This is a genomic window from Mycobacterium palustre, assembly GCF_002101785.1.
Classification (GTDB): domain Bacteria; phylum Actinomycetota; class Actinomycetes; order Mycobacteriales; family Mycobacteriaceae; genus Mycobacterium; species Mycobacterium palustre.
Map to the genome: position 1 here is coordinate 209,488 of NZ_LQPJ01000136.1, position 24,109 is coordinate 233,596.

Annotated in this window: 24 protein-coding genes; 16 read left to right on the forward strand and 8 right to left on the reverse strand. The window is 68.3% G+C overall.

What is annotated here, in order from left to right; translation table 11 throughout:
* Positions 1 to 10 precede the first annotated feature (10 nt).
* A complete protein-coding gene (locus AWC19_RS24190) occupies positions 11 to 391 on the forward strand; it encodes a DUF427 domain-containing protein (RefSeq protein WP_085080611.1) in 381 nt (126 codons plus the stop codon).
* Between the two features lie 14 nt (positions 392 to 405).
* Here the strand turns inward: AWC19_RS24190 and AWC19_RS24195 are convergent, their stop codons facing one another.
* Positions 406 to 813, reverse strand: a complete 408-nt coding sequence (locus AWC19_RS24195) for a nuclear transport factor 2 family protein (protein ID WP_085080612.1) — start codon at positions 811 to 813, stop codon at positions 406 to 408.
* A gap of 100 nt (positions 814 to 913) precedes the next feature.
* Between AWC19_RS24195 and AWC19_RS24200 the strand changes: the two genes are divergently transcribed.
* Complete coding sequence (locus AWC19_RS24200; protein ID WP_085080613.1) at positions 914 to 1,825, forward strand: DNA-3-methyladenine glycosylase family protein; 912 nt, start codon at positions 914 to 916, stop codon at positions 1,823 to 1,825.
* A gap of 87 nt (positions 1,826 to 1,912) precedes the next feature.
* Positions 1,913 to 2,458 carry a DNA starvation/stationary phase protection protein Dps gene (dps, locus tag AWC19_RS24205; protein WP_085080614.1) on the forward strand — a complete coding sequence of 182 codons (546 nt, stop codon included), beginning with the start codon at positions 1,913 to 1,915 and terminating at the stop codon, positions 2,456 to 2,458.
* 4 nt (positions 2,459 to 2,462) lie between these two features.
* On the opposite strand, the gene AWC19_RS24210 is transcribed toward dps, so the two are convergent.
* Positions 2,463 to 3,908, reverse strand: a complete 1,446-nt coding sequence (locus tag AWC19_RS24210) for a chloride channel protein (RefSeq protein WP_085080615.1) — start codon at positions 3,906 to 3,908, stop codon at positions 2,463 to 2,465.
* 96 nt (positions 3,909 to 4,004) lie between these two features.
* Between AWC19_RS24210 and AWC19_RS24215 the strand changes: the two genes are divergently transcribed.
* The 8 genes from AWC19_RS24215 (at position 4,005) to AWC19_RS24250 (ending at position 11,991) form a co-directional block, all read left to right on the forward strand.
* Positions 4,005 to 4,988, forward strand: a complete 984-nt coding sequence (locus AWC19_RS24215; RefSeq protein WP_085080616.1) for a pirin family protein — start codon at positions 4,005 to 4,007, stop codon at positions 4,986 to 4,988.
* Between the two features lie 2 nt (positions 4,989 to 4,990).
* Positions 4,991 to 5,629, forward strand: a complete 639-nt coding sequence (locus tag AWC19_RS24220) for a TetR/AcrR family transcriptional regulator (protein ID WP_085080617.1) — start codon at positions 4,991 to 4,993, stop codon at positions 5,627 to 5,629.
* Positions 5,630 to 5,708: 79 nt separating this feature from the next.
* A complete protein-coding gene (locus tag AWC19_RS24225; RefSeq protein WP_085080618.1) occupies positions 5,709 to 6,647 on the forward strand; it encodes a class I SAM-dependent methyltransferase in 939 nt (312 codons plus the stop codon).
* Between the two features lie 31 nt (positions 6,648 to 6,678).
* A complete protein-coding gene (locus AWC19_RS24230) occupies positions 6,679 to 7,620 on the forward strand; it encodes a class I SAM-dependent methyltransferase (RefSeq protein WP_085080619.1) in 942 nt (313 codons plus the stop codon).
* Positions 7,621 to 8,544, forward strand: a complete 924-nt coding sequence (locus AWC19_RS24235; protein WP_085080620.1) for an SAM-dependent methyltransferase — start codon at positions 7,621 to 7,623, stop codon at positions 8,542 to 8,544.
* Between the two features lie 126 nt (positions 8,545 to 8,670).
* Positions 8,671 to 10,101 (forward strand): aldehyde dehydrogenase family protein, encoded by a 1,431-nt coding sequence (locus tag AWC19_RS24240; RefSeq protein ID WP_085080686.1) that lies wholly within the window; start codon positions 8,671 to 8,673, stop codon positions 10,099 to 10,101.
* 56 nt (positions 10,102 to 10,157) lie between these two features.
* Complete coding sequence (locus AWC19_RS24245) at positions 10,158 to 11,018, forward strand: SDR family oxidoreductase (RefSeq protein WP_085080621.1); 861 nt, start codon at positions 10,158 to 10,160, stop codon at positions 11,016 to 11,018.
* Between the two features lie 4 nt (positions 11,019 to 11,022).
* Positions 11,023 to 11,991 (forward strand): NADPH:quinone oxidoreductase family protein, encoded by a 969-nt coding sequence (locus tag AWC19_RS24250; RefSeq protein ID WP_085080622.1) that lies wholly within the window; start codon positions 11,023 to 11,025, stop codon positions 11,989 to 11,991.
* Positions 11,992 to 12,002: 11 nt separating this feature from the next.
* Here AWC19_RS24250 and AWC19_RS24255 read toward each other — a convergent pair whose 3' ends face one another.
* The 4 genes from AWC19_RS24255 to AWC19_RS24270 form a co-directional block, all read right to left on the reverse strand.
* The gene (locus AWC19_RS24255) at positions 12,003 to 13,733 is read right to left on the reverse strand and encodes a PE family protein (RefSeq protein ID WP_085080623.1); all 1,731 of its coding nucleotides are present in this window, start codon (positions 13,731 to 13,733) and stop codon (positions 12,003 to 12,005) included.
* Between the two features lie 97 nt (positions 13,734 to 13,830).
* Positions 13,831 to 16,044 (reverse strand): PE family protein, encoded by a 2,214-nt coding sequence (locus tag AWC19_RS24260; RefSeq protein WP_245849290.1) that lies wholly within the window; start codon positions 16,042 to 16,044, stop codon positions 13,831 to 13,833.
* Entirely contained in the window at positions 16,025 to 16,864 is an 840-nt protein-coding gene (locus AWC19_RS24265; protein WP_085080625.1) for a tyrosine-protein phosphatase, read from the reverse strand. Before AWC19_RS24265 ends, AWC19_RS24260 begins: the two co-directional genes overlap by 20 nt.
* On the reverse strand, positions 16,857 to 18,077 hold the full coding sequence (locus tag AWC19_RS24270; protein WP_085080687.1) for an acyl-CoA dehydrogenase family protein: 1,221 nt from the start codon (positions 18,075 to 18,077) through the stop codon (positions 16,857 to 16,859). The genes AWC19_RS24265 and AWC19_RS24270 overlap by 8 nt, the downstream gene beginning before the upstream one ends.
* A gap of 78 nt (positions 18,078 to 18,155) precedes the next feature.
* Between AWC19_RS24270 and AWC19_RS24275 the strand changes: the two genes are divergently transcribed.
* From AWC19_RS24275 to AWC19_RS24290, 4 genes are read left to right on the forward strand one after another with little or no spacing between them, the layout of a single operon-like run.
* Positions 18,156 to 18,617: a nuclear transport factor 2 family protein gene (locus AWC19_RS24275; RefSeq protein ID WP_085080626.1), complete on the forward strand. Its 462-nt coding sequence runs from the start codon at positions 18,156 to 18,158 to the stop codon at positions 18,615 to 18,617.
* A 55-nt stretch (positions 18,618 to 18,672) separates the two neighbouring features.
* Positions 18,673 to 19,779, forward strand: a complete 1,107-nt coding sequence (locus AWC19_RS24280) for a Re/Si-specific NAD(P)(+) transhydrogenase subunit alpha (RefSeq protein WP_085080627.1) — start codon at positions 18,673 to 18,675, stop codon at positions 19,777 to 19,779.
* Positions 19,780 to 20,118, forward strand: coding sequence for an NAD(P) transhydrogenase subunit alpha part 2 (locus AWC19_RS24285; protein ID WP_085080628.1), 339 nt, complete (start codon positions 19,780 to 19,782; stop codon positions 20,116 to 20,118). It abuts the gene before it with no gap.
* Entirely contained in the window at positions 20,115 to 21,539 is a 1,425-nt protein-coding gene (locus AWC19_RS24290; RefSeq protein WP_085080629.1) for an NAD(P)(+) transhydrogenase (Re/Si-specific) subunit beta, read from the forward strand. The genes AWC19_RS24285 and AWC19_RS24290 overlap by 4 nt, the downstream gene beginning before the upstream one ends.
* A 64-nt stretch (positions 21,540 to 21,603) precedes the next feature.
* Here AWC19_RS24290 and AWC19_RS29410 read toward each other — a convergent pair whose 3' ends face one another.
* Entirely contained in the window at positions 21,604 to 21,729 is a 126-nt protein-coding gene (locus tag AWC19_RS29410; RefSeq protein ID WP_142281383.1) for a hypothetical protein, read from the reverse strand.
* A 162-nt stretch (positions 21,730 to 21,891) separates the two neighbouring features.
* Here AWC19_RS29410 and AWC19_RS24295 point away from each other — a divergent pair, with 162 nt between their 5' ends.
* Positions 21,892 to 22,515: a TetR/AcrR family transcriptional regulator gene (locus AWC19_RS24295; protein WP_085080630.1), complete on the forward strand. Its 624-nt coding sequence runs from the start codon at positions 21,892 to 21,894 to the stop codon at positions 22,513 to 22,515.
* A gap of 2 nt (positions 22,516 to 22,517) precedes the next feature.
* Here AWC19_RS24295 and AWC19_RS24300 read toward each other — a convergent pair whose 3' ends face one another.
* Positions 22,518 to 24,002: a PE family protein gene (locus tag AWC19_RS24300; RefSeq protein WP_085080631.1), complete on the reverse strand. Its 1,485-nt coding sequence runs from the start codon at positions 24,000 to 24,002 to the stop codon at positions 22,518 to 22,520.
* Between the last annotated feature and the right edge of the window lie 107 nt (positions 24,003 to 24,109).

Here is a 24,109-nt window from a genome sequence, read left to right on the forward strand (position 1 = left end):
GGAGACATCGATGAGCCACCGCCAAGTCCTCGAACCCAACGCCGGCCATCCCATCACGATCGAGCCCACGCGGGGACGGGTGCAGGTTCGCGTCAACGGCGAGCTGGTCGCGGACACGACCGAGGCATTGGAACTGCGTGAAGCGACTTTGCCTGCGGTGCAATACATTCCGCTAAGCGATGTGGTCTCCGACCGGCTGACCCGCACCGACACCAGCACCTACTGCCCGTTCAAGGGCGACGCCAGCTACTACAGCGTGACCACCGCGGCCGGCGACACCGTCGACGACGTGATCTGGACCTACGAGCACCCCTACCCGGCCGTCGCGGCGATCGCGGGGCATGTCGCGTTCTACCCCGACAAGGCCGAAATCAGCGTCTCGGCCTCATAGCACCCGGTAGCGGGTCAGTGGGCCCGCTCCGCCGCGCCCGGCAGGGCCCGCTCCGCCGCGCGCGTGTCGCTGTACTCGCGCATCGAGACGATCAGCCCGTCGCGGGTTTCCACGATGCACACGAACGGGCTGTCGAACTTCACGCCGTCGACGGTGGTGCCGGAGGCGTTGGCCTCCACCACCACCGTGTCGCCCTCGCTGATGCAGCGGAGCAGGTCGATGGTGAGCTCGAGGGTCTGCTTGCGCCAGTCGATCGCCTTGCGCAGCGTGTCCTTGTCAAACGAAACCCGGGTGTAGACGCTCCAGTAGGTGAAGTCGTCGCTGAGCAACGTGAAGCCCTCGTCCAAATCGCCCCCCTCGCTCATGCTCTGCAGGAACATCCAGGCGAGCTCTGTGTGAGGGCCATCGAATGGCGTCATCACATCGCAATAGTGTCGTGGCACACGAGTGGCGGTCAATCAGCACGAACGTAGAACTAACTGTGATTGCCGCAAATACATTTCCGCAAATGAGAAGAGCCGGGTGAAAAACGCGCGCACCGTCACGTTTTCCGGGGCGGCCAGCTTCGGCCACACCCTGGCCCCGCTGCGCCGCGGCCCGCGCGACCCGTGCTTCCGGCTGCCCGGCGACGGCACCATCTGGCGCACCAGCCTACTGCCGACCGGGGCCGTCACCGCGCGGATCAGCCGCGCGGCAGCCGACGCCGCCCACTGCGTGGCATGGGGTGCGGGCGCGCAGGAGTTTCTCGAGGGGCTGCCCGCGATGCTGGGCGCCGACGACGACGCCTCGGACTTCGTGCCGCGCGACCCGACGGTCGCCGCTGCGCACCGACGGGTTCCGCACCTGCGGCTGGGCCGCACCGGGCTGGTGCTGGAAGCGCTGATCCCCGCGATCATCGAGCAGCGGGTGCCCGGCGCGGACGCGTTCCGGTCGTGGCGCCTGCTGGTGACGAAGTATGGATCGGCGGCGCCCGGGCCGGCGCCCGCGGGGATGCGGGTGCCACCGGCGGCCGACGTGTGGCGCCACATCCCCTCGTGGGAGTTTCACGGCGCCAACGTCGACCCGGGCCGGGCGCGGTCGATCGTGGCGTGCGCGCGGCGGGCGGCCTCACTGGAGCGGCTGACGTCGCGCCCGCCGCACGAGGCCCGCGAGGCGCTGACGTCGCTGCCCGGGGTGGGCCAGTGGACGGCGGCCGAGACCGCGCAGCGGGCGTTCGGCGACGCCGACGCGCTGTCGGTGGGCGACTACCACATCCCGAAGATGATCGGCTGGACGCTGGTGGGGCGGCCGGTCGACGATGCCGGGATGATCGAGCTGCTCGAACCGATGCGGCCGCACCGCCACCGCGTGGTGCGGTTGCTCGATGCCAGCGGTCTGGCGCGCGAACCGCGGCGCGGGGCGCGGCTCCCGGTGCAGCACATCAGCCGGCTCTGAGCACTGTGGCGTTGCGCGCCCTGGGTTTTTAGCAACGGCCATCGGGTAACCCAGGGCGAAGACGTGACGAGACAGGAGGAGTTTCCTATGACACAGTTCACCATTCCGGGACTGACCGACAAGCAGGCGGCGCGGCTGATCGAGCTGCTGCAAAAGCAGCTGAGCACCTACAACGACCTGCACCTGACGCTGAAGCACATCCACTGGAACGTGGTGGGCCCCAACTTCATTGGCGTGCACGAGATGATCGATCCGCAGGTGGAGGCGGTCCGCGGCTTCGCCGACGACGCCGCCGAGCGCATCGCCGCGCTGGGCGGCTCACCGCAGGGCACGCCGGGCGCCATCATCAAGGACCGCACCTGGGACGACTATTCCATCGGCCGTGACTGCGCGCAGTCCCATCTGGCCGCGTTGGACCTGGTTTACACGGGCGTGATCGAAGACATTCGCAAATGCATCGAAGAGACCGAGGAGCTCGACCCGGTCACCCAGGACCTGCTGATCGACCAGGCGGCCGATCTCGAGAAGTTTCAGTGGTTCGTCAGGGCCCACCTGGAAAGCGGGGGCGGGCGGCTGACCCACGAGGGATCGACCACCGAGCAGGACGCGGCGAGCAGCGCGCGCAACGCGTAGCTGGTTAGGCCTGCCCCGACACGCGGCGCGCCGCCTCGGCGGCCTCCCGATCCAGCCGCTGCGCCTCATAGATCGTGACGTTGGTGCGCGACATCAGCAACGCCGCCACCCCGACGGCCAGGATGGCCCCGGGCACCACGGAGAACGAGCCGGTCATCTCCGCGACCATGATCATGATTGCCAGCGGCGCGCGGGCGACGCTGCCGAAGCACGTCATCATCCCGACGACGACGAAGATTCCCGGCTGGTGGGGCACGCCGGGCATCGCCCACAGCTCGCCCAGCCGCCACACGGCGGCGCCCACGAAGGCGCCGATCACGATGCCCGGACCGAAAAGGCCGCCGGACCCGCCGGTGCCGATCGAAAGCGACGTGGCGACGATCTTGGCGACGGGCAAGACGATGATGATCCACAACGGGATCGCCATCAGGGCGCCGCGGTCGGCGGCCAGCTGCGCCCAGCCGTAGCCACTGCCGAGGACCTGCGGGATCACCAGGCCGAGGAGGCCCACCAGCAGCCCGCCGACCGCCGGCTTGAGCACGGGCCCGCCGGGCAGCCGGCGGGTGAGCCGAACCGAGGCGTGGAAGGCGCGCGCGTACAGGTAGCCCACCGCGGCGGCGACCGCACCGATCACCACGAACCACAGCAGGGGCCAGGCCCTCTCGAACCGGTACTCGGCGTCGATGTAGCCGAACAGCGGATCGAACCCGAGGAAGGCCCCGAGCACCGCGTAGGCGGTGCCCGAGGTGACGAAACCCGGCAGCAGGCAGCGGTAGTCGAAGTCGTCGCGGTAGGTGATCGACGCCGCCAGCACCGCCCCGCCCAGCGGTGCGGCGAAGATGGCGCCGATGCCCGCGCCGATGCCCAGCGCCACGGCGATGCGGCCGTCCTCGTCGGACAGGTTCAGCCGTCGCGTCAGCAGCGAGCAGAACCCGGCGGAGATCTGCGCCGTCGGGCCCTCCCGGCCGGCCGAACCGCCGGAGCCGATCGTTAGCGCGCTGGCCACCAGCTTCACCAGCACCGCCCGGAAGCGGATGGCGCGCGGATCGGTGTGCACCGCCTCGATCGCCTGGTCGGTGCCGTGACCGGTGGCCTCCGGGGCGAGCTTCACCACCAGAAACGCCGACAGCAGCGCGGCGCCGGTCGTCACCAGCGGGATCGCCCACGGGCGGACGAAGCCGGCGGATCCGCGGCCGCCGCCCTCCCCCGCGGGCCTCGGGATGTGGTAGCCCGCCAGGTAGCCGAGCAGGAACTCGCCGGTGTAGCGCAGCGCGAGATAGAAGACGACGGCCCCGAGGCCGGCGACGGCGCCGATGGTGACGCCGAGCAGCAGCCACTTCTGCAGGTATCCGGACTTCCGGATCGATGCCCCGAACCGTCCGCCGGCGGCGGCCACCGGGGCGACTGGCGCACCGTTAAGCCCGGGTTTGCCACCCTCCGGTTCGCCCACGCTCCCATCCAAGCATCCGGCGACCCCTGCGGCAGGGGAATAACTGGACCGGAGTCCGGTTATATCGGCAGTCTGGTCGAGGAGGTAACGAAACACATGCCTGCTGTCACCGCCGACACCGTGACGTTGCCGCGGGTCGCGCCGGCCGGTCCCGCCGAGTCGGAACGGCCGGTTCGATCCGTCACCACCGGTCCGCGCGGCTACGAGGGTGAGGGCTTCCCGGTGGTCCGTGCGTTCGCCGGCGTCAGCTCCGCCGCCCTGGATCCCTTTGTGCACATGGACCAGATGGGCGAGGTCGACTACCAGCCGGGCGAGCCCAGGGGCACCGACTGGCACCCGCACCGCGGCTTCGAGACCGTCACCTACATGATCGACGGAAAGTTCGCCCACCAGGATTCGCACGGCGGCGGCGGCCTGATCGCCGACGGCGCGACGCAATGGATGACGGCCGGTTCCGGGATTTTGCACATCGAGACGCCCCCCGCCGAACTGGTCGACAGCGGGGGCCTGTTCCACGGTGTCCAGCTGTGGGTGAATCTGCCGAAGAAGGATAAATTCGTGCCGCCCCGCTATCAGGCCATCGAAGGCGGCGACGCCGCGTTGGTCGCGTCCGAGGATGGCGGGGCGCTGGTGCGCATCATCGCCGGCGAGATCGGCGGACACCGCGGCCCCGGCGTCACCCACACGCCGGTCACGCTGGCGCACGCCACGATCGAAAGCGGCGCCCGGCTCAACATCCCGTGGCGACGCGATTTCAACGCCTTGGTGTACGTGTTGTCCGGGGCCGGCTACGTCGGTCCGGACGCTCACCCGATCGGCGCGGGCCAGTTGGCCGTGCTCGGTCCCGGCGATCGGCTAACGGTCGGCGCGCATCGGGTCCAGGACTCGTCCCGGACGTCAGCAATTGACGTGCTGCTACTGGGCGGGCGGCCGATTCGTGAGCCGGTATTCCACTATGGACCTTTTGTGATGAACACACGTGTGGAATTGCTCGAGGCGCTCCAGGACTACCAAGCCGGAAAGTTCGGCAGCATTCCGCCGAACGCTTTAATGCCCCGCCGGGGTGGTGGCACACTTTAGAAATGTCGCCCCCCACGGCGAGTCGCAGGCCGGGACGGCCGCCTGCAGCCAAGGCAGAGGAGACGCGCCAGCGAATCATGCAAGCGGCTCGCCTGGTGTTCAGCGAACGCGGCTACGACGGGGCGACGTTCCAGGCGATCGCCCTGCGGGCCGACCTGACCCGTCCGGCGATTAACCACTACTTTTCCACCAAGCGGCTGCTGTACCGCGAGGTGCTCGAGCAGGCCAACGCGGTGGTCATCGGGGAAGGCATCCGGCAGGCGGAAGGCGAGACCACCCTGATGGGCCGGCTAACCGCGTTCATCACCGCCGCAGTGCGCGCGAATTCCGACAACCCGGCCGTCTCCGCGTTTCTCGTTACCGCCGTGCTGGAATCGCAACGGCACCCGGAATTAAGCGGGACCGAAATCGATTCCGTGCGAATTACCCGGAAATTTCTGACGGCCGCCGTCAACGACGCAATCGAGCGCGGCGAGGTGGCGGCGGATATCGACGCCTGCGCGTTGGTCGAGACGATAATCGTCGTGCTGTGCGGCGTCGCGTTCTATGCCGGCTACGTCCGCAGCTATGAAGAGATTCTGGCCATCAGCGACATGCTGCGCAGGCTGCTCGAAGGCGCCCTCGGGCGCCCCGACGCCTGACGACCGCGGCGACCCGACCCAGTGAGATCGGGCACAAAGCGCATAGGCTAACTAACTTATTCGGTAGCATGGTGCCGACATGACTGACGTGGACGCCTCGCTACCGCCTTCATTACGAACCGCCGGCGACAGCTGGACCATCACCGAACTCGTCGGCGCCACCGCGCTGGGCGTCGCCGCCGCGCGCGCCGCCGAGACCGCCGGCCCGAACCCGCTGATCCGTGACGAGTTCGCAAAGACGTTGGTCTCCGCCGCCGGCCCGGCATGGGTCCGGCTCACCGACCCCGGGCTCGCCTGGCTCGACGGCGACGAGCAGGGGCGGCGGGCCCATCGCCTCAGCATCGACTACCAAGCCGTGCGCACCCATTTCTTCGACGCGTACTTCGCCGACGCGGCCGGCGCGGGGATCCGCCAGGTGGTGATCCTGGCCGCCGGCCTCGACTCCCGCGCCTACCGCCTGGACTGGCCGGCCGGCACCGTGGTCTACGAGATCGATCAGCCGAAGGTGCTGGAATACAAGGCCGACATCCTGGAATCGCACGGCGCGGTTCCCGCCGCCGTGCGGCGTCCGGTCCCGGTGGACCTGCGCGACGACTGGCCCGCGGCCCTGACCGCCGCGGGGTTCGAGCGCACCCGGCCGACCGCCTGGCTCGCCGAGGGCCTGCTGCCCTACCTGCCCAGCGACGCCCAGGACCGGCTCTTCGAAAAGTTCACCGCCCTCAGCGCGGTGGGCAGCCGCGTCGCCATCGAGGCCTTCGGCATGAATTCGTCGAGCAACACCCGGCGTTGGCGCCGGATGCGCGAGCGCCTCGGTTTGGACGTCAACGTCGAGGCGCTGACCTTCCACGAGCCCGACCGTTCCGACCCGGGGCAATGGCTAACCGAGCACGGCTGGCACGTGCGCGCCGTCAACAACCGCGAGGAGATGGCCCGGCTGGGCCGCGCGGTACCGCAAGACCTGACCGACGACGCGGCCCGCAGCACGCTGCTGCGGGCGCGGCTCGGCGACACCTCGTGACCGGCCAAGGATCGATTCAAGGAGCAACGCGATGAGCTCACTGCGCACCCACGACGACACCTGGGACATCAAAACCAGCGTCGGCACGACCGCGGTGATGGTGGCCGCCGCGCGGGCCGTCGAATCCGAGCGGCCCGACGCCCTGATCCGCGACCCGTACGCCAAGCTCCTGGTCACCAACGCCGGGGCCGGCGTGCTGTGGGAGGCCCTGCTCGATCCCGAGGTCGCGGCCAAGGTGGAAAAGCTCGACGCCGAATCCGCGGCGCACATCGAGCACATCCGCGGCTATCAAGCGGTCCGGACGCACTTCTTCGACACCTACTTCAAAGACGCCGTCGCCGACGGGATCCGGCAAGTCGTGATCCTCGCGTCGGGGCTCGACTCCCGCGCCTACCGCCTGGACTGGCCGGCCGGCACCACGGTGTTCGAGATCGACCAGCCCGAGGTGCTGGCCTACAAGTCCACGACGCTGGCCGAAAACGGCGTGACACCGTCGGCCGACCGCCGGGAGGTCGCCATCGACCTGCGCCAGGACTGGCCGACGGCGCTGCGCGCCGCGGGGTTTGATCCGTTGGTGCGGACCGCGTGGCTGGCCGAGGGCCTGCTGATGTACCTGCCCGCCGAGGCTCAGGACCGGTTGTTCACCCTGGTCGGTGAACTGAGCCCGGCCGGCAGCCGCGTCTCGGCCGAGACCGCCCCCTCGCACGCCGACGAGCGGCGACAGCAGATGCGTGAGAGGTTTCGGAAGGTCGCCGAGGAGATCGGCTTGGAGGAGACCGTCGACGTCGGCGAGCTGATGTACCGAGACGAGCACCGCGCGGACGTCACCGCCTGGCTCAACGACCACGGTTGGCGCGCGCACGCGCAGCATTCGACCGACGAGATGCGCCGGCTGGGTCGCTGGATCGAGGGCATCGTGCTGGCCGACGACAAGGACGCGTTCTCCGACTTCGTGATCGGGGAGCGGCTCTAAATGCCGCGCGCGGTCGACGACTCCTGGGACATCGCCACCAGCGTCGGCGCCACCGCGGTGATGGTCGCGCTGGCCCGCGCCGCCGAGACGGCCAGCACCGACCCGCTCATCCGGGACGAATTCGCCGAGGTCCTGGTCTCTACTCCCGAGCTCGAGGGGGTTCGGGAGCAGGTGGCGGCGTGGTGGGCCCCCGACGACGACGATGACGCCGACTTCACCGTCGACTCCCGCCACATGATCGATTACCAAGCGGTGCGCACCCACTTCTTCGACGGGTACTTCGCCGAGGCCACCGCGGCGGAGATCCGGCAGGTGGTGATCCTGGCCGCCGGCCTGGACTCGCGCGCCTACCGGCTGGACTGGCCGGCCGGCACCGTCGTCTACGAGATCGACCTGCCCAAGGTGCTGGACTATAAGGCCGAGACGCTCACCGCCCACGGCGCCATCCCGGTGGCCGACCGGCGGCCAGTGCCGGTCGACCTGCGCCACGACTGGCCCAAGGCGCTGCGCGACGCGGGCTTCGACGGCACCCGCCCGACCGCCTGGCTGGCCGAGGGGCTGTTGCCGTTCCTGCCGGCGGCCGCGCAGGAGGCCATGTTCGGCTCGATCGAGGCGCTGAGCGCGCCCGGCAGCCGGCTGGCCGTCGAGATGTTCGGCGTCGACCAGGCCAAACGCCGCGAGGCCGAGCAGAGGTGGCAGCAGCTGCGGGCCAAGCGCGAGGCGCGGGGCCAAGACACCTCGTTCAACCCGTTCGACCTTTGGTTCGACGACGACGGCCGCCCCGAGGCCGCGCACTGGTTCGGGGCGCACGGCTGGTCGACCCGCACGGTCAATGCCCGCGAGGAGGCGCTGCGACTGGGCCGCGCTCCGCAATCCGAGGGGCGGCCCTTCACCAACAGCTTCGTGACCGCCACCAAACCCTGATCCGGCGAGTCCCCGCCCACCGTCTTCGTTACTGCTCACCCAACCGGATAGTTAGGATCGCGGTTATCACCCATGAACGCGCGCGCGGGGTAGCGGTGCCTCATGGAGGTGCACAAGGGAAGGGACGTGATGACCACCGAATCGGTTGCACCGAAGACATCGCAAGCCACCAACGGGACCCCAGCCAAGGCCGTCGACATCCCCGGGACGGTGGCCCGGCTGCGCAAGACGTTCGCCACCGGCCGCACCCGCGACATCGAGTGGCGCAGGCATCAGCTGCTGCAGCTGGCCAGGCTGATGGAAGAGAACGAGGACGCGATCGCCGCCTCGCTGGTCGAGGACCTAGACCGCCACCCGTTCGAGGCCTACATCGCCGATGTCGCCACCACCGCCGGTGAGGCGAAGTACGCGGCCAAGCGGGTGCGCCGGTGGACGCGCCGCCGGTATCAACTGCTGGAGGTGCCCCAACTGCCGGGCCGCGGCTGGATCGAGTACGAACCCTATGGCACCGTGCTGATCATCGGCGCCTGGAATTACCCGTACTACCTGACGCTGGGCCCGGCCGTCGGGGCGATCGCCGCCGGGAACGCCGTCATCCTCAAGCCGTCCGAGATCGCCGCCGCCTCATCGCATTTGATGGCCGAGCTGGTGCCGCGCTACCTCGACCGCGACGCGATCGCCGTGGTCGAGGGCGACGGATCGGTCAGCCAGGAGCTCATCGCGCAGGGCCTGGACCGGGTGATGTTCACCGGCGGCACCGAGATCGGCCGCAAGGTCTACGAGGGCGCGGCGCCGCACCTGACGCCGTGCACCCTCGAGCTCGGCGGTAAGAGTCCGGTGATCGTGGCGGCCGACGCCGACGTGGACGTCGCCGCCAAGCGGATCGCCTGGATGAAGCTTTTGAACAACGGGCAGACCTGTGTGGCACCCGATTACGTGCTGGCGGACGCGAAGATCCGCGACGAGCTCGTGGACAAGATCGGCGCGGCCATCACCGAATTCACGTCGGACAAGCCCGACGGGGTGCGGATCGTCAACCAGCGCCAGTTCGACCGGATCAGCGGTTACCTCTCCGGCGCGGACGGCAAAATCGCAGTCGGCGGCAGTTGTGATCCGTCGAGCCTGCGCATCCAGCCGGCGGTCGTCGTAGATCCCGATCCGGACGGGCCGTTGATGCAAAACGAGATCTTCGGCCCGGTGCTGCCGGTGATCACCGTCAAATCCCTCGACGACGCAATACGTTTCGTCAATTCGCGCGCGAAGCCGTTGGCCGCGTACCTGTTCACCAAGGCCCGCGAGACCCGCGAGCGCGTGATCAAGGAGGTGCCGGCCGGCGGCATGCTGGTCAACCACATCGCCTTCCAGGTGTCGACGGCCAAGCTGCCGTTCGGTGGGGTCGGCCCGTCCGGCATGGGCGCCTACCACGGCAAGTACGGGTTCGAGGAGTTCAGCCACCGCAAGTCGGTGCTGACCAAGCCGACGCGGCCCGACCTGTCCAGCTTCATCTACCCGCCCTACACCAAGCGCGCCTTCAAGATGGCACGCCGAATGTTCTGACACCGCCACACCAATTCACTTGCCAGGAACTATCTTTCACCGTAGAGAGGAACCCGATGCCCGGAGTGCAGGATCGCGTCATCGTCGTCACCGGCGCGGGAGGGGGACTGGGCCGTGAGTACGCCCTGACCCTCGCCCGGGAGGGTGCGAGCGTCGTCGTCAACGACCTGGGCGGATCCCGCGACGGCACCGGCGCCGGCCACAACATGGCCGACCAGGTTGTCGCCGAGATCAAGGAGGCCGGCGGGCGGGCGGCTCCGAACTACGACAGCGTCGCCGAGCCGGAGGGCGCCGAGAACATCATCAAGACCGCGCTCGACGAGTTCGGTGCCGTGCACGGCGTGGTGAGCAACGCCGGGATCCTGCGCGACGGCACCTTCCACAAGATGTCCTTCGAGAACTGGGACGCGGTGCTCAAGGTGCACCTCTACGGCGGATACAACGTGATCCGCGCCGCGTGGCCGCACTTCCGCGAGCAGAGCTACGGCCGGGTCGTCGTCGCCACCTCCACCAGCGGCCTGTTCGGCAACTTCGGCCAGACCAACTACGGCGCGGCCAAGCTCGGCCTGGTCGGACTGATCAACACGCTGGCGCTGGAGGGGGCCAAGTACAACATTCACGCCAACGCCCTCGCCCCGATCGCGGCGACCCGGATGACCCAGGACATCCTGCCGCCCGAGGTGCTCGAGAAGCTGACGCCCGACTTCGTCGCGCCGGTGGTGGCCTACCTGTGCACCGAGGAAAACGCCGACAACGGTTCGATTTTCGTGGTCGGCGGCGGCAAGGTCCAGCGCGTCGCGCTGTTCGAGAACCAGGGCGTGAACTTCGACCGGCCGCCGTCGGTGCAGGACGTCGCCGAGCACTGGAGCGAGATCACCGACCTCTCCAAAGCGCAGAAGGCCGGCTTCAAGCTGTAGGGCCATGAAAGCCTGTGTGGTCAAAAGGCTGTCCGGCCCGGACGGCCTTGTATACACCGACATCGACGACGTCGCCGCCGACGATCACCACGTGGTCATCGACGTGCGGGCGGCCGGGGTTTGCTTCCCGGACCTGTTGCTGGCCAAGGGCGAATACCAGCTGAAGCTGCCGCCGCCGTTCGTGCCGGGCATGGAGGCCGCCGGGGTGGTGCGGTCGGCGCCGGAGGGATCGGGTTTTCGTGTCGGCGAACGGGTTTCGGCGTTCGGGATCTTGGGCGCCTACGCCGAACAGGTGGCGGTCCCGGTGCCCAATGTGATGCGCAGCCCCGCCGAACTCGATGACGCCGAAGCGGTTTCGTTGTTAGTCAACTACAACACCATGTATTTCGCCCTGGCGCGCCGCGCCGCCATGCGGCCGGGCGACACGGTGCTGGTGCTGGGCTCCGCCGGCGGCGTGGGCACCGCGGCGATCCAGGTCGCCAAGGCGATGGGCGCCAAGAAGGTGATCGGCGTCGTACACCGGGAGGCCGCGGTCGACTACGTCGCCGCGCTGGGCGCCGACCTGGTGTTGCCGCTGACCGACGGCTGGGCCGACCGGGTGCGCGACTACACCGAGGGCCGCGGCGTGGACATCGTCGTCGACCCCATCGGGGGGCCCGCGTTCGACGACGCGATCAGGGTGCTGGCCATCGACGGCAAGCTGCTGGTGATCGGGTTCGCCGCGGGCGGCATCCCCACCGTCAAGGTGAACCGCCTGCTGCTGCGCAACGTCAGCGTGGTCGGCGTGGCCTGGGGCGAGTATCTGAACAGGGTCCCCGGCTCGGCGGCCCTGTTCGCTTGGGGCCTTGGCCAGCTGGTCTTCCTGGGGTTGAAACCGCCCCCACCGCAACGCTTTCCGCTCTCGGAGGGTCAGACGGCGTTGCAGACCCTGGCCGACGGCGGGGTGCTGGGCAAGGTCGTGCTCGAACCCTAGGCCCGCGCCGATCAGGGGCTCGGGTGCGGCGTGCCGGTGACGATCGTGTCAAGCGTGTCCACCATGATCAGGAGTTCGACGCCGCCCGCCACCGTGCCCAGGCCGACGTCGGCGGCGATGGGCTGGCCGATGGCGTTGACGAGGCCCTGGACAGGGTCGCCGCTGATGGCCTGCGAAATCCCGTTCAGAAACAGGTTGAGGTCATATGACGGCAGCGTGACCAGCACGGCGGTGCCGATGTCCGCGGTGGGAAGCAGCGTCGCGTAGGCCGTCGAGAAGTCGGACGCGAACGCATTGACGACATTGGTGTTGGCCGTCTGCAGGGAGTTGATGAACCCGTCGATCGAGGGCGACGGCAACGACAGCGGCGTCCCCGCCATGCCCGACAGCGACAGGTGCGGCAACTGCGGCGGCCCTTGGGCCGCGAAATCGGCTGCCGCCGCAGCAATTCCCTGCTGCGCACCGCTGATCAGGTCGCCGGGCAGCGCGGTGGTCGCGGCGAGCGGCGGGAACACCCCGAACGGTGTGGTGATGTCCGCTGGGCCGGTCGACCAACCGTAGGCCGGGTCGCCGTAGCCCCAGTTGACGAGATACCTCAGGTCCGGTTGCAGCAAATCCGCGAGCGGGTTGCCGAAATAGGGGATCGAACGCAGAGGGTCCAAGAGCGGCAGGTGCGGGTTCGGAATCATGCGGTAGGTGGTGCCACCGTTGTAGCCGGGAGACGTCGGCAAGGTAATGGCCGAAGCGATTTGGGCCTGCGGGATTTCCAGATAGGTGCCGTGCACGTACACGATGCCCATGACGGCGTTGAGGTCGGCAAGGAAGTCGATCGGGTACTGCGGAAAGTCGGCGAAGCCGTCGTATTCGATCGTGTTGTTGATGACGGTGTATCCCAGGTTCGACGCCATCCCGCCGTAAAACGGCAGCCCCAGGCTGGGGATGTTGAGGCCGGGGAAGCGCGCGAGCATGCCGCCGTTGGGGGTCATCTCGTTGCCGACCAGCACGAAGTTCACGGCCGAGGGCGGCACGTGGGCGGCCGCGAGTTGCGGCAGCTCCAGCGCGGCCAGGATGGCGCCCTGCGAGTAGCCGAACACGTTGACGGGAGTGTTGTTGTTGACATTGACCTGTTGCATGATCGCGTTGTCCAGGATCGTCAGCCCCCGATCCACCGAGATGTTCAGGGTCAGATCCTTGATGCCGGTGATCGGGTACAACCCCTCCGGCGTGAACACCGGCTGTAGGTTGCCGGTGGTGAAGTAGGGAGAGATGTACTTGCCGTACGCCGCCGCGATGTAGGTGGGCGACGGGATCGGCACGCCGCTTGCGCCCAGGATCAGCGAAACGGCGACCGGCGGATCGGCCAGCGGCGCGTTGGCCACCGTCGCTCCTGCCATCCCGGCCGCCGTATTGCCGGTCAGCGAGCCAAGCGTATTGCCGGTCAGCGAGCCGAGCGTATTGGCGGCCTGCGTTTCGGCCGCGGCATAGGCGCTTGCGGCGGCCGCCAACGCCGCGGCGAATTGGTCGTGGAACGCGGTCGCCTGCTGCAGGATCGCCTGGTATTCCTGGCCGTACGCGGCGAACAGGGACGCGGCGATTGCCGACACTTCATCCTCGGCGGCGGCCACGACAGCGGTCGTCGGGCCAGCGGCCGCCGCCCTGGCGGCGTTGATCGTCGAACCGATTTCCGAAGCGTCCGCGGCGGCCGCCCCCAGCACTTGTGGCTCCGCGAGCAAGCCCGTCATGCGCTACTTCCCCCTTGTCACCACGGCTCGTCGTCGAATGCTAACCCGGGATATGCTTGCGCAGCAACGTTATTGGCCTCGTCGGCGGCAAACACGATCAGAAGGGGCCTGGGTTCGGTGTCCCGGTCAAGATCGTGTCGAACGCATTCTCGAGGCTGATGAATTCGAAACCGCCCGCGAGCGTGGTCAGCCCGATATCGGCGGCGATCGGATCGCCGAACGCATCCATCAGCCCTTGAATCGGGTTGCCGTTGATCGCTTCGGTGATCCCGTTGAGGAACAGGTTCACGTCGTAGGACGGAATGGTCACAAAGACCGCTGTCCCGATGTCTGCTGTTGGCAGCAGCGTGGCGTAAGCGGTCGAGAAGTCGGTCGTGAAGGTGCCGACGATGTTGTTGTTGGCCGCCTCGATGGCCGAGATGATGCCGGTGGGTGTTGTCGGAATCGTCGCCGCGGGCAGTGTCAACGCGGCGAGCCCCGACGACGCCGCGCCCGGAAGGGAGGTGCCCAGGTTCGACAGGTCGTTGACGAAGGCGCTGACCCCCTGCTGGGTGGCGCCGGGCAAGAGGGCGGCGAGTTGCGTCGTCGCGCTCGGCGGCGGCAGGAACCCGAACGGCGTCTGGATATCGGCGGGGCTGGTTGAGAAACCGAAGTTGGGGTCGCCGTAGCCCCAGTTGACCAGAAGCTTCAGGTCCGGTTGGACCAGGTCCGCGATCGGGTTGCCGATCAGCGGGATCGCCCGCAGCGGCGTCAGCAGCGGCAGGTCGTTGGTCGGGATCATCTCGTAGGTGGTCATGGACGGCGCACCGGATTGCGGCAATTGGAAGGCCGTTTGAAGCACCGCATCCGTCAGGCGGGGGTAGGTGCCGTGCACGAAGACGATGCCCGCGAGCGCGTTGAGGTCGGAGAAGATGTCGATCGGGTACCGCGGAAAGTCGGCGAAGCCGTCGTATTCGAGCGTCCAAATGGTGGTCGGGAAATCGTTGCTGGGCGTGGAGGTGCCGAACGTGACGCCCAGGCTCGGGAAGCTCAGGCCCGGGAAGCGGGACAGCAGGCCGCCGTTGGGGTTTGCCGGATCACCGAGCAAAGTGAAGTATGCCTGGATTGGGCTGCCACCAGTGCCATTGGTAAAGCCCTCGGCCAGAAGTTTCGGCATCTCCAGCGAGGCGATGATCGAGCTCTGCGAGTAGCCCAAAATCGAGACGGCGTTGGCGGTGTTGGGGTGGATCGCCAGGTTGATCGCGTTGTCCAGCTCGGTGACGCCGCGGGCCAGCGAGATGTCCAGCGTCAGATCCTTGACGCCAGTGAATGGATATAAACCTTCTGCGGTGGAGACCGCTTGAAGCGGGCCAGTGAAAGGCCCGAGGCCGCCGAACGTGCCGTTTAAAAAGCGGCTGAAGACGGCGTTCATATAAGCCATTGACGGTGTCGCGGTGCCGCTGCCGGTCATGATCAGATTGGCGACGACGGCCGGGTCCGCCCCTTGGGTCGCCGCGGCAAACACGGGGTTCGCCGTAGCGGTGAGCCCGAGCGAGGCGGCGATCTGGACCTCGGCTTGCGCGTAGGCGTTTCCTGCCGCGGCCAATGTCGCCGCGAACTCGTTGTGGAACGCCGTCGCTTGCTGCAGCAGCGCCTGATATTCCTGACCGAACGCGCCGAAGAACTGCGCGGTGATGGCCGACACCTCGTCTTCGGCGGCCGCCGCGAGGCTGGTCGTGGGGCCGGCCGCGGCCGTCCGGGCCTCCTCGATCACCGACCTGAGTGCCGAAGCATCCTGCGCCGCCGTCGCTAAAATCTGGGGCTGCGTGATCAAGCTCGTCATCGGCTTTCCCTTTCGGACGCAGGGCTGTGGTGGCGGAACCGACGAGGTTGACAAGCCGTTGAGCTGGTGCATCGCTGGAACCTGCACGAGTAGCTTAGAGCGGGCGCCCCGGCGCGCGCGGCATTTTGACGCATCGTTTTGCGCCGCATCGCCGCCCCTCCCCCGGGGGCCAGGCCTTCGACACCAGGAGCCCGCCAGGGCCGCCAGTCCTAGACCGGGATGGCGGTCGCTGCGGCACTGAGGATGTCCGCGGTCGGAAGCAGCCGGGTGGCCGTCGCCCCCCCGGCTCAAGGCGTTGACGACGTCGGTGTCGGTCGTTTCCGGCGACCGGACAAAACCCGCCGACGGACCGTTGCGGCGGCGACGAAATCGACGGGAAGTCGTGAAATGCCGGGCAGGCCAAGGCCCGACGCCCCTCGGCCATGAAATCGCCCGCGGCTGAAGCGATCCCGCGGCGGGGAGGCGGCTTTCAGGCGAGCAGCGCGTCACGCAGGCGATCGACGTCGGCGTCGGTGATGCCGGCGTCGGCGAGGTAGGCGCCCAACGACCCGAACTCCTCGTCGATCGTCTGTCGCGCCGCGGCCAGATACTCGGGGCGGACCCCGAGCACCCAATCGGACAGGCGAGCCTCGGTGAAGGTGACCACCTCCGGCGTCAGCTCGGTATCGCCGCGCTGCTGGATCATCTCGAAGATTTGCGTCCGGAGTTCGGGCACGGCGTCGTTGCTGCGCAGATAGTCGGCGACGATGGCGTCGTGGTCGACGCCGACCGCCTCGAGGACGGTCGCGACGACGAAGCCGGTGCGGTCCTTGCCGGCGAAGCAGTGGGTGAGCACGGGCCGACCCGCGGCCAGCAGCGTGACGACGCGGCGCAGCGCGCGCTGCGCGCCGTTACGGGTCGGGAACCGTCGGTACTCGTCGGTCATGAAGCGGGCCGCGGCCTCGTTGACGGGTTCGCCGGAGCCGTCGGGTTGCCCGCGCAGCAGTCGCTGGAACGCCTCCTCGTGCGGCGCCGCACCCTCGGCCTGCTCGCCCTCTGAGGTTCGATCGGACAAGTCGGGAACCGGCAGCAGGTGGATTTCGACGCCCTCGGGCACCAGCCCCGGGCCGCGCCGGGCCACCTCGCGGGCCGCACGCAGATCGGCGACATCGGTGATGCCCAGCCGGCGCAGCGCCGCGCGCCCGTCGTCGTCGAGCCGGCTCAACTCGCTGGACCGGAACAGCCGTCCCGGCCGCAACGCCGTCGCGCCGTCGGCGACGTCACGAAAGTTCCACGCTCCCGGCAATTCCCGGACGGCCGCCTCAGCCATGCCGGGTGACCGCCGCGGCGAGCGCGGACTGCTCCCGACCGATCTCGGCGCGCGCGATGGTCCGCATGTGCACCTCGTCGGGTCCGTCGAAGATCCGCATCGCGCGGTGCCAGCCGTAGAGCCGGGCCAGCACGGTGTCGTCGCTGACGCCGGCGGCCCCGTGCACCTGGATGGCGCGGTCGATGACGTCGCAGGCCACCCGCGGGGCGACCGCCTTGATCTGCGAAACCAGCAAGTGCGCGGCCTTGTTGCCGTGCTGGTCGATCGTCCACGCCGCCTTTTCGCACAGCAGCCTGGCTTGGTCGATCTCGTTGCGGGACTTGGCAATCGACTCGCGCACCACGCCTTGGTCGGCCAGCGGCCGGCCGAACGCCATCCGGTTGTTGGCCCGGTGCACCATCAGGGCCAGAGCGCGTTCGGCCCCGCCCAGCGCGCGCATGCAGTGGTGGATGCGGCCGGGCCCGAGCCGGGCCTGCGCGATCGCGAAGCCCGCGCCCTCCTCGCCGAGCAGGTTGGTGGCCGGCACCCGCACGTTGTCGTAGACGATCTCGCAGTGGCCGTGCTGGTCCTGCCAGCCGAACACCGGCGTCGAGCGGACCACCGTCACGCCGGGGGTGTCGATCGGCACCAGGACCATCGACTGCTGCTGGTGGCTCGCCGCCTCGGGATTGGTGCGGCCCATCACGATCAGGATCTTGCAGCGCGGGTCGGCCGCGCCGGACGTCCACCACTTGCGCCCGTTGATGACGTAGTCGGCGCCGTCGCGCACGATCGAGGTTTCGATGTTGCGGGCGTCGCTACTGGCGACGGCGGGCTCGGTCATCGAAAAGGCGCTGCGAATCTCCCCGTTCAACAACGGTTCGAGCCACTGCTTGCGTTGCTCTTCGGTGGCGAACAGGTGCAGGGTCTCCATGTTGCCGGTGTCGGGCGCCGCGCAGTTGAGCGCCTCGGGCGCGATCTCTAGGCTCCAGCCGGTGATCTCGGCCAGCGGGGCGTACTCGAGATTGGTCAGGCCCGACTCGGCCGGCAGGAACAGGTTCCACAGCCCGGCCGCCTTGGCCTTGGTCTTCAGCTCCTCGATGACCGGCGGGACGGTATGATCGTCCGGGCCGGCCTCGTGCCGGTACTTCTCGTATTCGGCCTCGGCCGGGAAGACGTATTCGGTCATGAAGTCGGACAGCCGCTTGTGGTAGTCGCTGGCTTTGGCCGACATCGCAAAGTCCATGACCGTCACGATAGGACACGCGCCGTGAGCGGGCGGGGCTGAGGCGGGGCGAGCACGATGTATGGCATGACCGAATCGCGCCCCCCGTTCCCGCCGTTCACCCTCGAGACGGCCGCCCAGAAGGTCCAGGCCGCCGAGGACGCCTGGAACACCCGCGACCCGCATCGTGTCAGCCTGGCCTACACGCCCGACTCGCAATGGCGCAACCGCGACGAACACATCGTCGGCCGCGACCAGATCGTGGCGTTTTTGACCCGCAAGTGGGAACGCAAACTCGACTATGCGCTGCGCAAGAGCCTGTGGGGCTTCCGCGAAAACCGCATCGCCGTGCGGTTCCAATACGAGTGCCGCGACCGCACCGGCCAGTGGTACCGCAGCTACGGCAACGAGCTGTGGGAGTTCACCGCGTCGGGGTTGATGGCGCGCCGCGAAGCCAGCATCAACGACGTGCCCATCGACGAGTCGCAGCGCCGCTACTTCGGGCCGCGTCCCGCGTCCGAGCACGGGCAAGATATTCCCCTCTGGTAGCGGCGGTTAGGGTGACTGCGGCAAGCCCTAGGTAAGGAAAGTGGATATACGCGCCATGACAGATTCGCAGACGACCGTCGGCGTCGTCGCCGAGTCCGGGACCGGCGAGCGGCGCGTCGCGCTGGTGCCCAAGGCGGTAGCGACGCTGGTCAACAGCGGTGTGGCGGTGGTGGTCGAGTCGGGCGCGGGCGAAGGCGCGCTGCTTCCCGACGATCTCTACACGCAGGCCGGCGCCACGATCGGGGACGCCTGGGCGGCCGACGTGGTCGTCAAGGTCGCGCCGCCGACCGCCACCGAGGTCAGCCGGCTGCGCAGCGGGCAGACGCTGATCGGCTTCCTGGCGCCGCGCAACGCCGACAATTCGATCGGCGCGCTCACCGAGGCGGGCGTGCAGGCGTTCGCGCTCGAGGCCATTCCCCGCATCTCGCGGGCGCAGGTGATGGACGCGCTGTCGTCGCAGGCCAACGTCGCCGGCTACAAGGCGGTGCTGCTGGCGGCCTCGGAGTCCACCCGGTTCTTCCCCATGCTGACGACGGCGGCCGGCACCGTGAAGCCGGCCTCGGTGCTGGTGCTCGGGGTCGGGGTGGCCGGGCTGCAGGCGCTGGCCACCGCCAAACGCCTCGGCGCGCGGACCTCCGGGTACGACGTGCGCCCCGAGGTGGCCGACCAGGTGCGCTCGGTGGGCGCGCAGTGGCTGTCGCTCGGCGACAAAGACGTGGCGGCCTCCGGTGAGGGTGGCTACGCGCGCGAGCTCACCGACGAGGAACGCGCCCAGCAGCAGAAGGCCCTGGAGAAGGCGATCAGCGGGTTCGACGTGGTGATCACCACGGCGCTGGTTCCGGGACGCCCCGCGCCCCGGTTGGTGACCGCCGCCGCGGTGGAGGCGATGAAGCCCGGCAGCGTGGTGGTGGACCTGGCCGGGGAGACCGGCGGCAACTGCGAGCTCGCCGAACCCGGCAAGACGGTGGTCAAGCACGACGTCACCATCGCCGCCCCGCTGAACCTGCCCGCGACCATGCCCGAGCACGCCAGCGAGCTGTACAGCAAGAACATCACGGCGCTGCTCGAGCTGTTGATCAAAAACGGCAAGCTGGCCCCTGACTTCGACGACGAGGTGGTGGCGGCGGCCTGTGTCACTCGTGCCGGGAAAGAAGGCGCATAGATGTATGACGAACTGCTGCAAAACCTCGCGATCCTGGTGCTGTCCGGGTTCGTCGGCTTCGCGGTCATCTCCAAGGTGCCCAACACGCTGCACACCCCGCTGATGTCGGGCACCAACGCCATCCACGGCATCGTGGTGCTCGGCGCGCTGGTGGTGTTCGGCGCGGTCGAGCACCCGTCGCTGGCGGTGCAGATCATCCTGTTCGTCGCCGTCGTGTTCGGGACGCTGAACGTCATCGGCGGGTTCATCGTCACCGACCGGATGTTGGGGATGTTCAAGGGTAAGAAGAAAGCCCCGGCCGCCAAGGCCGAGAAGACGGAAGCGCCGGCGGCCAAATGAACTACCTCGTCACCGGTCTCTACATCGTCGCGTTCGCGCTCTTCATCTACGGCTTGATGGGCCTGACCGGCCCCAAGACGGCGGTGCGCGGCAACCTGATCGCCGCGCTCGGCATGGCCATCGCGGTGGGGGCCACGCTGATCAAGATCCGCCACACCGACCAGTGGGTGCTGATCATCGTGGCCCTGGTGGTGGGCGTCGCGCTCGGCGTCCCGCCGGCCCGCTGGACCAAGATGACCGCCATGCCGCAGCTGGTGGCGTTCTTCAACGGCGTCGGCGGCGGCACGGTCGCACTCATCGCGCTATCGGAATTCATTGAGACAAGCGGGTTTTCGGCCTTCCAACACGGCGAGTCGCCGACCGTGCACATCGTGGTGGCGTCGCTGTTCGCCGCGATCATCGGGTCGGTCTCGTTCTGGGGTTCGATCATCGCCTTCGGCAAGCTGCAGGAGATCATCTCCGGCTCGCCGATCGGCTTCGGCCGGGCCCAGCAACCGATCAACCTGCTGCTGCTGGCCGCGGCCATCGCGGCAGCGGTGGTCATCGGCGTGCACGCGCATCCGGGCACCGGCGGGGTGTCGCTGTGGTGGATGATCGGCCTGCTGGCCGCCGCCGGCGTGCTGGGGCTGATGGTGGTCCTGCCCATCGGCGGCGCCGACATGCCGGTGGTCATCTCGCTGCTGAACGCGATGACCGGGCTGTCGGCCGCGGCGGCCGGTCTGGCGCTCAACAACACCGCGATGATCGTCGCGGGCATGATCGTCGGCGCCTCCGGCTCGATCCTGACCAACCTGATGGCCAAGGCGATGAACCGGTCCATTCCGGCGATCGTGGCCGGCGGATTCGGCGGCGGCGGGGTGGCCCCGAGCGGTGGTGATGGCGGCGACAAGACCGTCAAGGCGACCTCGGCCGCCGACGCGGCGATCCAGATGGCCTACGCCAACCAGGTGATCGTGGTGCCCGGCTACGGCCTGGCCGTCGCGCAGGCGCAGCACGCCGTCAAGGACATGGCGAGCCTGCTGGAAGAAAAGGGCGTGGCGGTCAAGTATGCGATTCACCCCGTGGCCGGCCGGATGCCCGGGCACATGAACGTGTTGCTGGCCGAGGCCGAGGTGGACTACGACGCCATGAAGGACATGGACGACATCAACGACGAGTTCGCCCGCACCGACGTGGCGATCGTCATCGGCGCCAACGACGTCACCAACCCCGCCGCGCGCAACGAAGCGTCCAGCCCGATCTACGGCATGCCGATCCTCAACGTCGACAAGGCCAAGTCGGTGATCGTGCTCAAGCGCTCCATGAACTCGGGCTTCGCGGGCATCGACAACCCGCTGTTCTACGCCGCCGGCACCACGATGCTGTTCGGGGACGCGAAAAAGTCGGTGACCGAGGTCACCGAGGAACTAAAGGCGTTGTAGGCGTGGTGATCGCGAGCGCAGCGGAGCTGGGCGAAGCGGGTCACCACTATTGGCGTGCTGAGAGCTAGACCGGCGGGTAGGGGGGCGGCGGGTACCCGTTGCCGTCGACCACGCCGCGCAGGCCCCAGGGCACGTAACGCATGAAGAATTCGATCTCGTCGCTCATGTCGTAGTCTGGACTCGGATCCATTTCCCCACCTCTCGACTCGCGACCGGTTCGACTTCGCAGCTTAGTCCCATGGGCGGCGCTGCGACAGCAGCGCGTGCCCTTAAACTGTCCAACCAGTTGATTGATACTTTGCTTTTCCGCGGGGTGGACCGCCGCCGCGCGCCGTGACGATAGAGAGTACCGATGCCATCCGAGAACGGGCTGACGCGCCGCGAGGAGTTGCTGGCCGTGGCCACCAAGCTGTTCGCCGCCCGCGGCTACCACGGCACCCGGATGGACGACGTCGCCGACGTGATCGGGCTGAACAAGGCGACGGTCTACCACTACTACGCCAGCAAATCGCTGATCCTGTTCGACATCTACCGCCAGGCCGCCGAGGGCACGCTGGCCGCCGTGCACGACGACCCGTCGTGGACCGCCCGGGAGGCGCTCTACCAGTACACCGTCCGCCTGCTCACCGGGATCGCGGCCAACCCCGAGCGGGCCGCCGTGTACTTCCAGGAGCAGCCCTACATCACCGAGTGGTTCACCGCCGAGCAGGTCGCCGAGGTCCGCGAGAAGGAGGCCCAGGTCTACGAGCACGTGCACGGGCTCATCGACCGCGGCATCGCCAGCGGCGAATTCTTTGAGTGCGACTCGCACGTGGTGGCGCTGGGCTACATCGGGATGACGCTGGGCAGCTATCGGTGGCTGCGCCCGCACGGGCGGCGCACCGCCAAGGAAATCGCCGCCGAGTTCAGCACCGCGCTGCTGCGCGGCCTCATCCGCGACGAGTCGGTCCGGACCCAGTCCCCGCTCGGACCCTAGGGTCAGGGGAAGACGGGTGGCGGGATGATGTGCAGCACGTTTCCGGCCGCACCGCTCAGCAGGGAGAGCAACGTCGTGCTCGGCTGGCCGAGGAAGATGTTCAGGCCCGGGTTGATCGACGGCACCCACGGGTAGGTGTCGGGGAAGTATGACGGCGACAACAGTCCGGCCTCCACCCCAATCTCCACCGCGGCGCCGTACGGGCCCTGGACGGCGCCCAAGGCAAGGTCGGGGACGATCGTGAACGGGTTGGGGATCTCGAACAGCCCGGCCGGGGTCGGGATGTTCGCGTAGTTCAGCCCGGGTCCGTAGTCGCCGTAGCCCATGTCGACCAGCACCCTCAGGTCGGGCTGGAAAATGTCGGCGATCGGGGGACCGGCGTAGGGGATGTCGCGGATCGGCTGCAGCAGCGGCAGGTCCTGGCTCATGATCATGTAGTAGTCCGTGCCGTGGTAGCCGGGCGACGTGGGCAAATGCACCGCGTTGGCGATCTGGGACGCGGTCAGGTCCGGATACAAGCTGTGGACGTAGAAATACCCCATGAGGGCGTTGAGGTCCGACACCAGGTTGAGCGGGTACTGGGGCAGGTCGGCGATGCCGTCGTATTGGAGCGTGTAAATCGAGGTCGGGTACGGCGAATTGGGCGGGGTCGCCCCGTTGAACGCCACGTCCAAAAACGGGATGTAGAAGCCGGGGAAGCGCTCCAGGATGCCGCCGACGGGGTTGTTGGGGTTGCCGACCAGCACGAAGGACAGCTGGCCGGGATTCGGCGAGCCCGCCGCCATCAGCGCGTTGATCTCGTTGGTGACGATCGTGGCGCTCTGCGAGTAGCCGAAGACGACGGCGCTGTTTCCTTGGGTGATCACACCGGTCGGCCCGAAGAGCGCGTTGTGCAGCAAGCCCACCCCTTGAGCGACGGACTGGCCGAACGTCATGTTGCCGAGCGCGGGGGTCACCGGCCAGAACTGCTCGGGGGTGAATAGGGGTAAAGGCGGCGTTGAAACGCCCGGAAACCTCGGCAGTATGTAGGAGTTGAAGACGCTGTTCAGATAGATCGGATCCGGCAGCGGGTTGTTGGTGCCGCCCATGATCAACGCGTAGAGGGGGTCGCCTGAGGCCGAGCCCAGCGTGGTCGCCAGGGCGCTGACGCCGCCCGACCCGCCGGCGACCGGCGCGGCCCCCAACATCGACTGCACGAGCGCCGCATTCGCCGTCTCGGCCTGCATGTAGGCGGTCGCGGCGGCCGTCAACGCCTGGGTGAACTGGGTGTGGAACGCGGCCGCCTGGGAGACGAGCGCTTGGTATTCCCGGCCGTAGTCGGCGAACAGATTAGCGATCGCCGCCGACACCTCGTCCTCGGCGGCCGCCAGCAAACCGGTCGTCGGGGCGGCGGCTTTCGCACCCGCGGACCGAATCGCCGATCCGATGTTCTCCACATCGGCGGCCGTAGCGGTCAACGCCTCAGGGGCGGTTGTTAACGATGACATATCCCCCTCCTTTCCCACGGGCCCCTTCCCGCCCGAACCGGGACTTATCCGCAACCGTAGGCATTAGGTACGGACAGAGACTAGATCTGTCCAGCCGGCGAATCTGG

Bases quoted from the DNA above. Each gene is read 5' to 3' on its own strand.
- AWC19_RS24300 (WP_085080631.1), bottom strand. From the start codon at position 24,002: ATGTCATCGTTAACAACCGCCCCTGAGGCGTTGACCGCTACGGCCGCC.
- AWC19_RS24230 (WP_085080619.1), top strand. From the start codon at position 6,679: ATGAGCTCACTGCGCACCCACGACGACACCTGGGACATCAAAACCAGC.
- AWC19_RS29410 (WP_142281383.1), bottom strand. From the start codon at position 21,729: ATGGATCCGAGTCCAGACTACGACATGAGCGACGAGATCGAATTCTTC.
- AWC19_RS24255 (WP_085080623.1), bottom strand. From the start codon at position 13,733: ATGACGGGCTTGCTCGCGGAGCCACAAGTGCTGGGGGCGGCCGCCGCG.
- AWC19_RS24190 (WP_085080611.1), top strand. From the start codon at position 11: ATGAGCCACCGCCAAGTCCTCGAACCCAACGCCGGCCATCCCATCACG.
- AWC19_RS24270 (WP_085080687.1), bottom strand. From the start codon at position 18,077: ATGTCGGCCAAAGCCAGCGACTACCACAAGCGGCTGTCCGACTTCATG.
- AWC19_RS24265 (WP_085080625.1), bottom strand. From the start codon at position 16,864: ATGGCTGAGGCGGCCGTCCGGGAATTGCCGGGAGCGTGGAACTTTCGT.
- AWC19_RS24225 (WP_085080618.1), top strand. From the start codon at position 5,709: ATGACTGACGTGGACGCCTCGCTACCGCCTTCATTACGAACCGCCGGC.
- AWC19_RS24280 (WP_085080627.1), top strand. From the start codon at position 18,673: ATGACAGATTCGCAGACGACCGTCGGCGTCGTCGCCGAGTCCGGGACC.
- AWC19_RS24250 (WP_085080622.1), top strand. From the start codon at position 11,023: ATGAAAGCCTGTGTGGTCAAAAGGCTGTCCGGCCCGGACGGCCTTGTA.
- AWC19_RS24285 (WP_085080628.1), top strand. From the start codon at position 19,780: ATGTATGACGAACTGCTGCAAAACCTCGCGATCCTGGTGCTGTCCGGG.
- AWC19_RS24290 (WP_085080629.1), top strand. From the start codon at position 20,115: ATGAACTACCTCGTCACCGGTCTCTACATCGTCGCGTTCGCGCTCTTC.
- AWC19_RS24215 (WP_085080616.1), top strand. From the start codon at position 4,005: ATGCCTGCTGTCACCGCCGACACCGTGACGTTGCCGCGGGTCGCGCCG.
- AWC19_RS24245 (WP_085080621.1), top strand. From the start codon at position 10,158: ATGCCCGGAGTGCAGGATCGCGTCATCGTCGTCACCGGCGCGGGAGGG.
- AWC19_RS24235 (WP_085080620.1), top strand. From the start codon at position 7,621: ATGCCGCGCGCGGTCGACGACTCCTGGGACATCGCCACCAGCGTCGGC.
- dps (WP_085080614.1), top strand. From the start codon at position 1,913: ATGACACAGTTCACCATTCCGGGACTGACCGACAAGCAGGCGGCGCGG.
- AWC19_RS24275 (WP_085080626.1), top strand. From the start codon at position 18,156: ATGACCGAATCGCGCCCCCCGTTCCCGCCGTTCACCCTCGAGACGGCC.
- AWC19_RS24295 (WP_085080630.1), top strand. From the start codon at position 21,892: ATGCCATCCGAGAACGGGCTGACGCGCCGCGAGGAGTTGCTGGCCGTG.
- AWC19_RS24220 (WP_085080617.1), top strand. From the start codon at position 4,991: ATGTCGCCCCCCACGGCGAGTCGCAGGCCGGGACGGCCGCCTGCAGCC.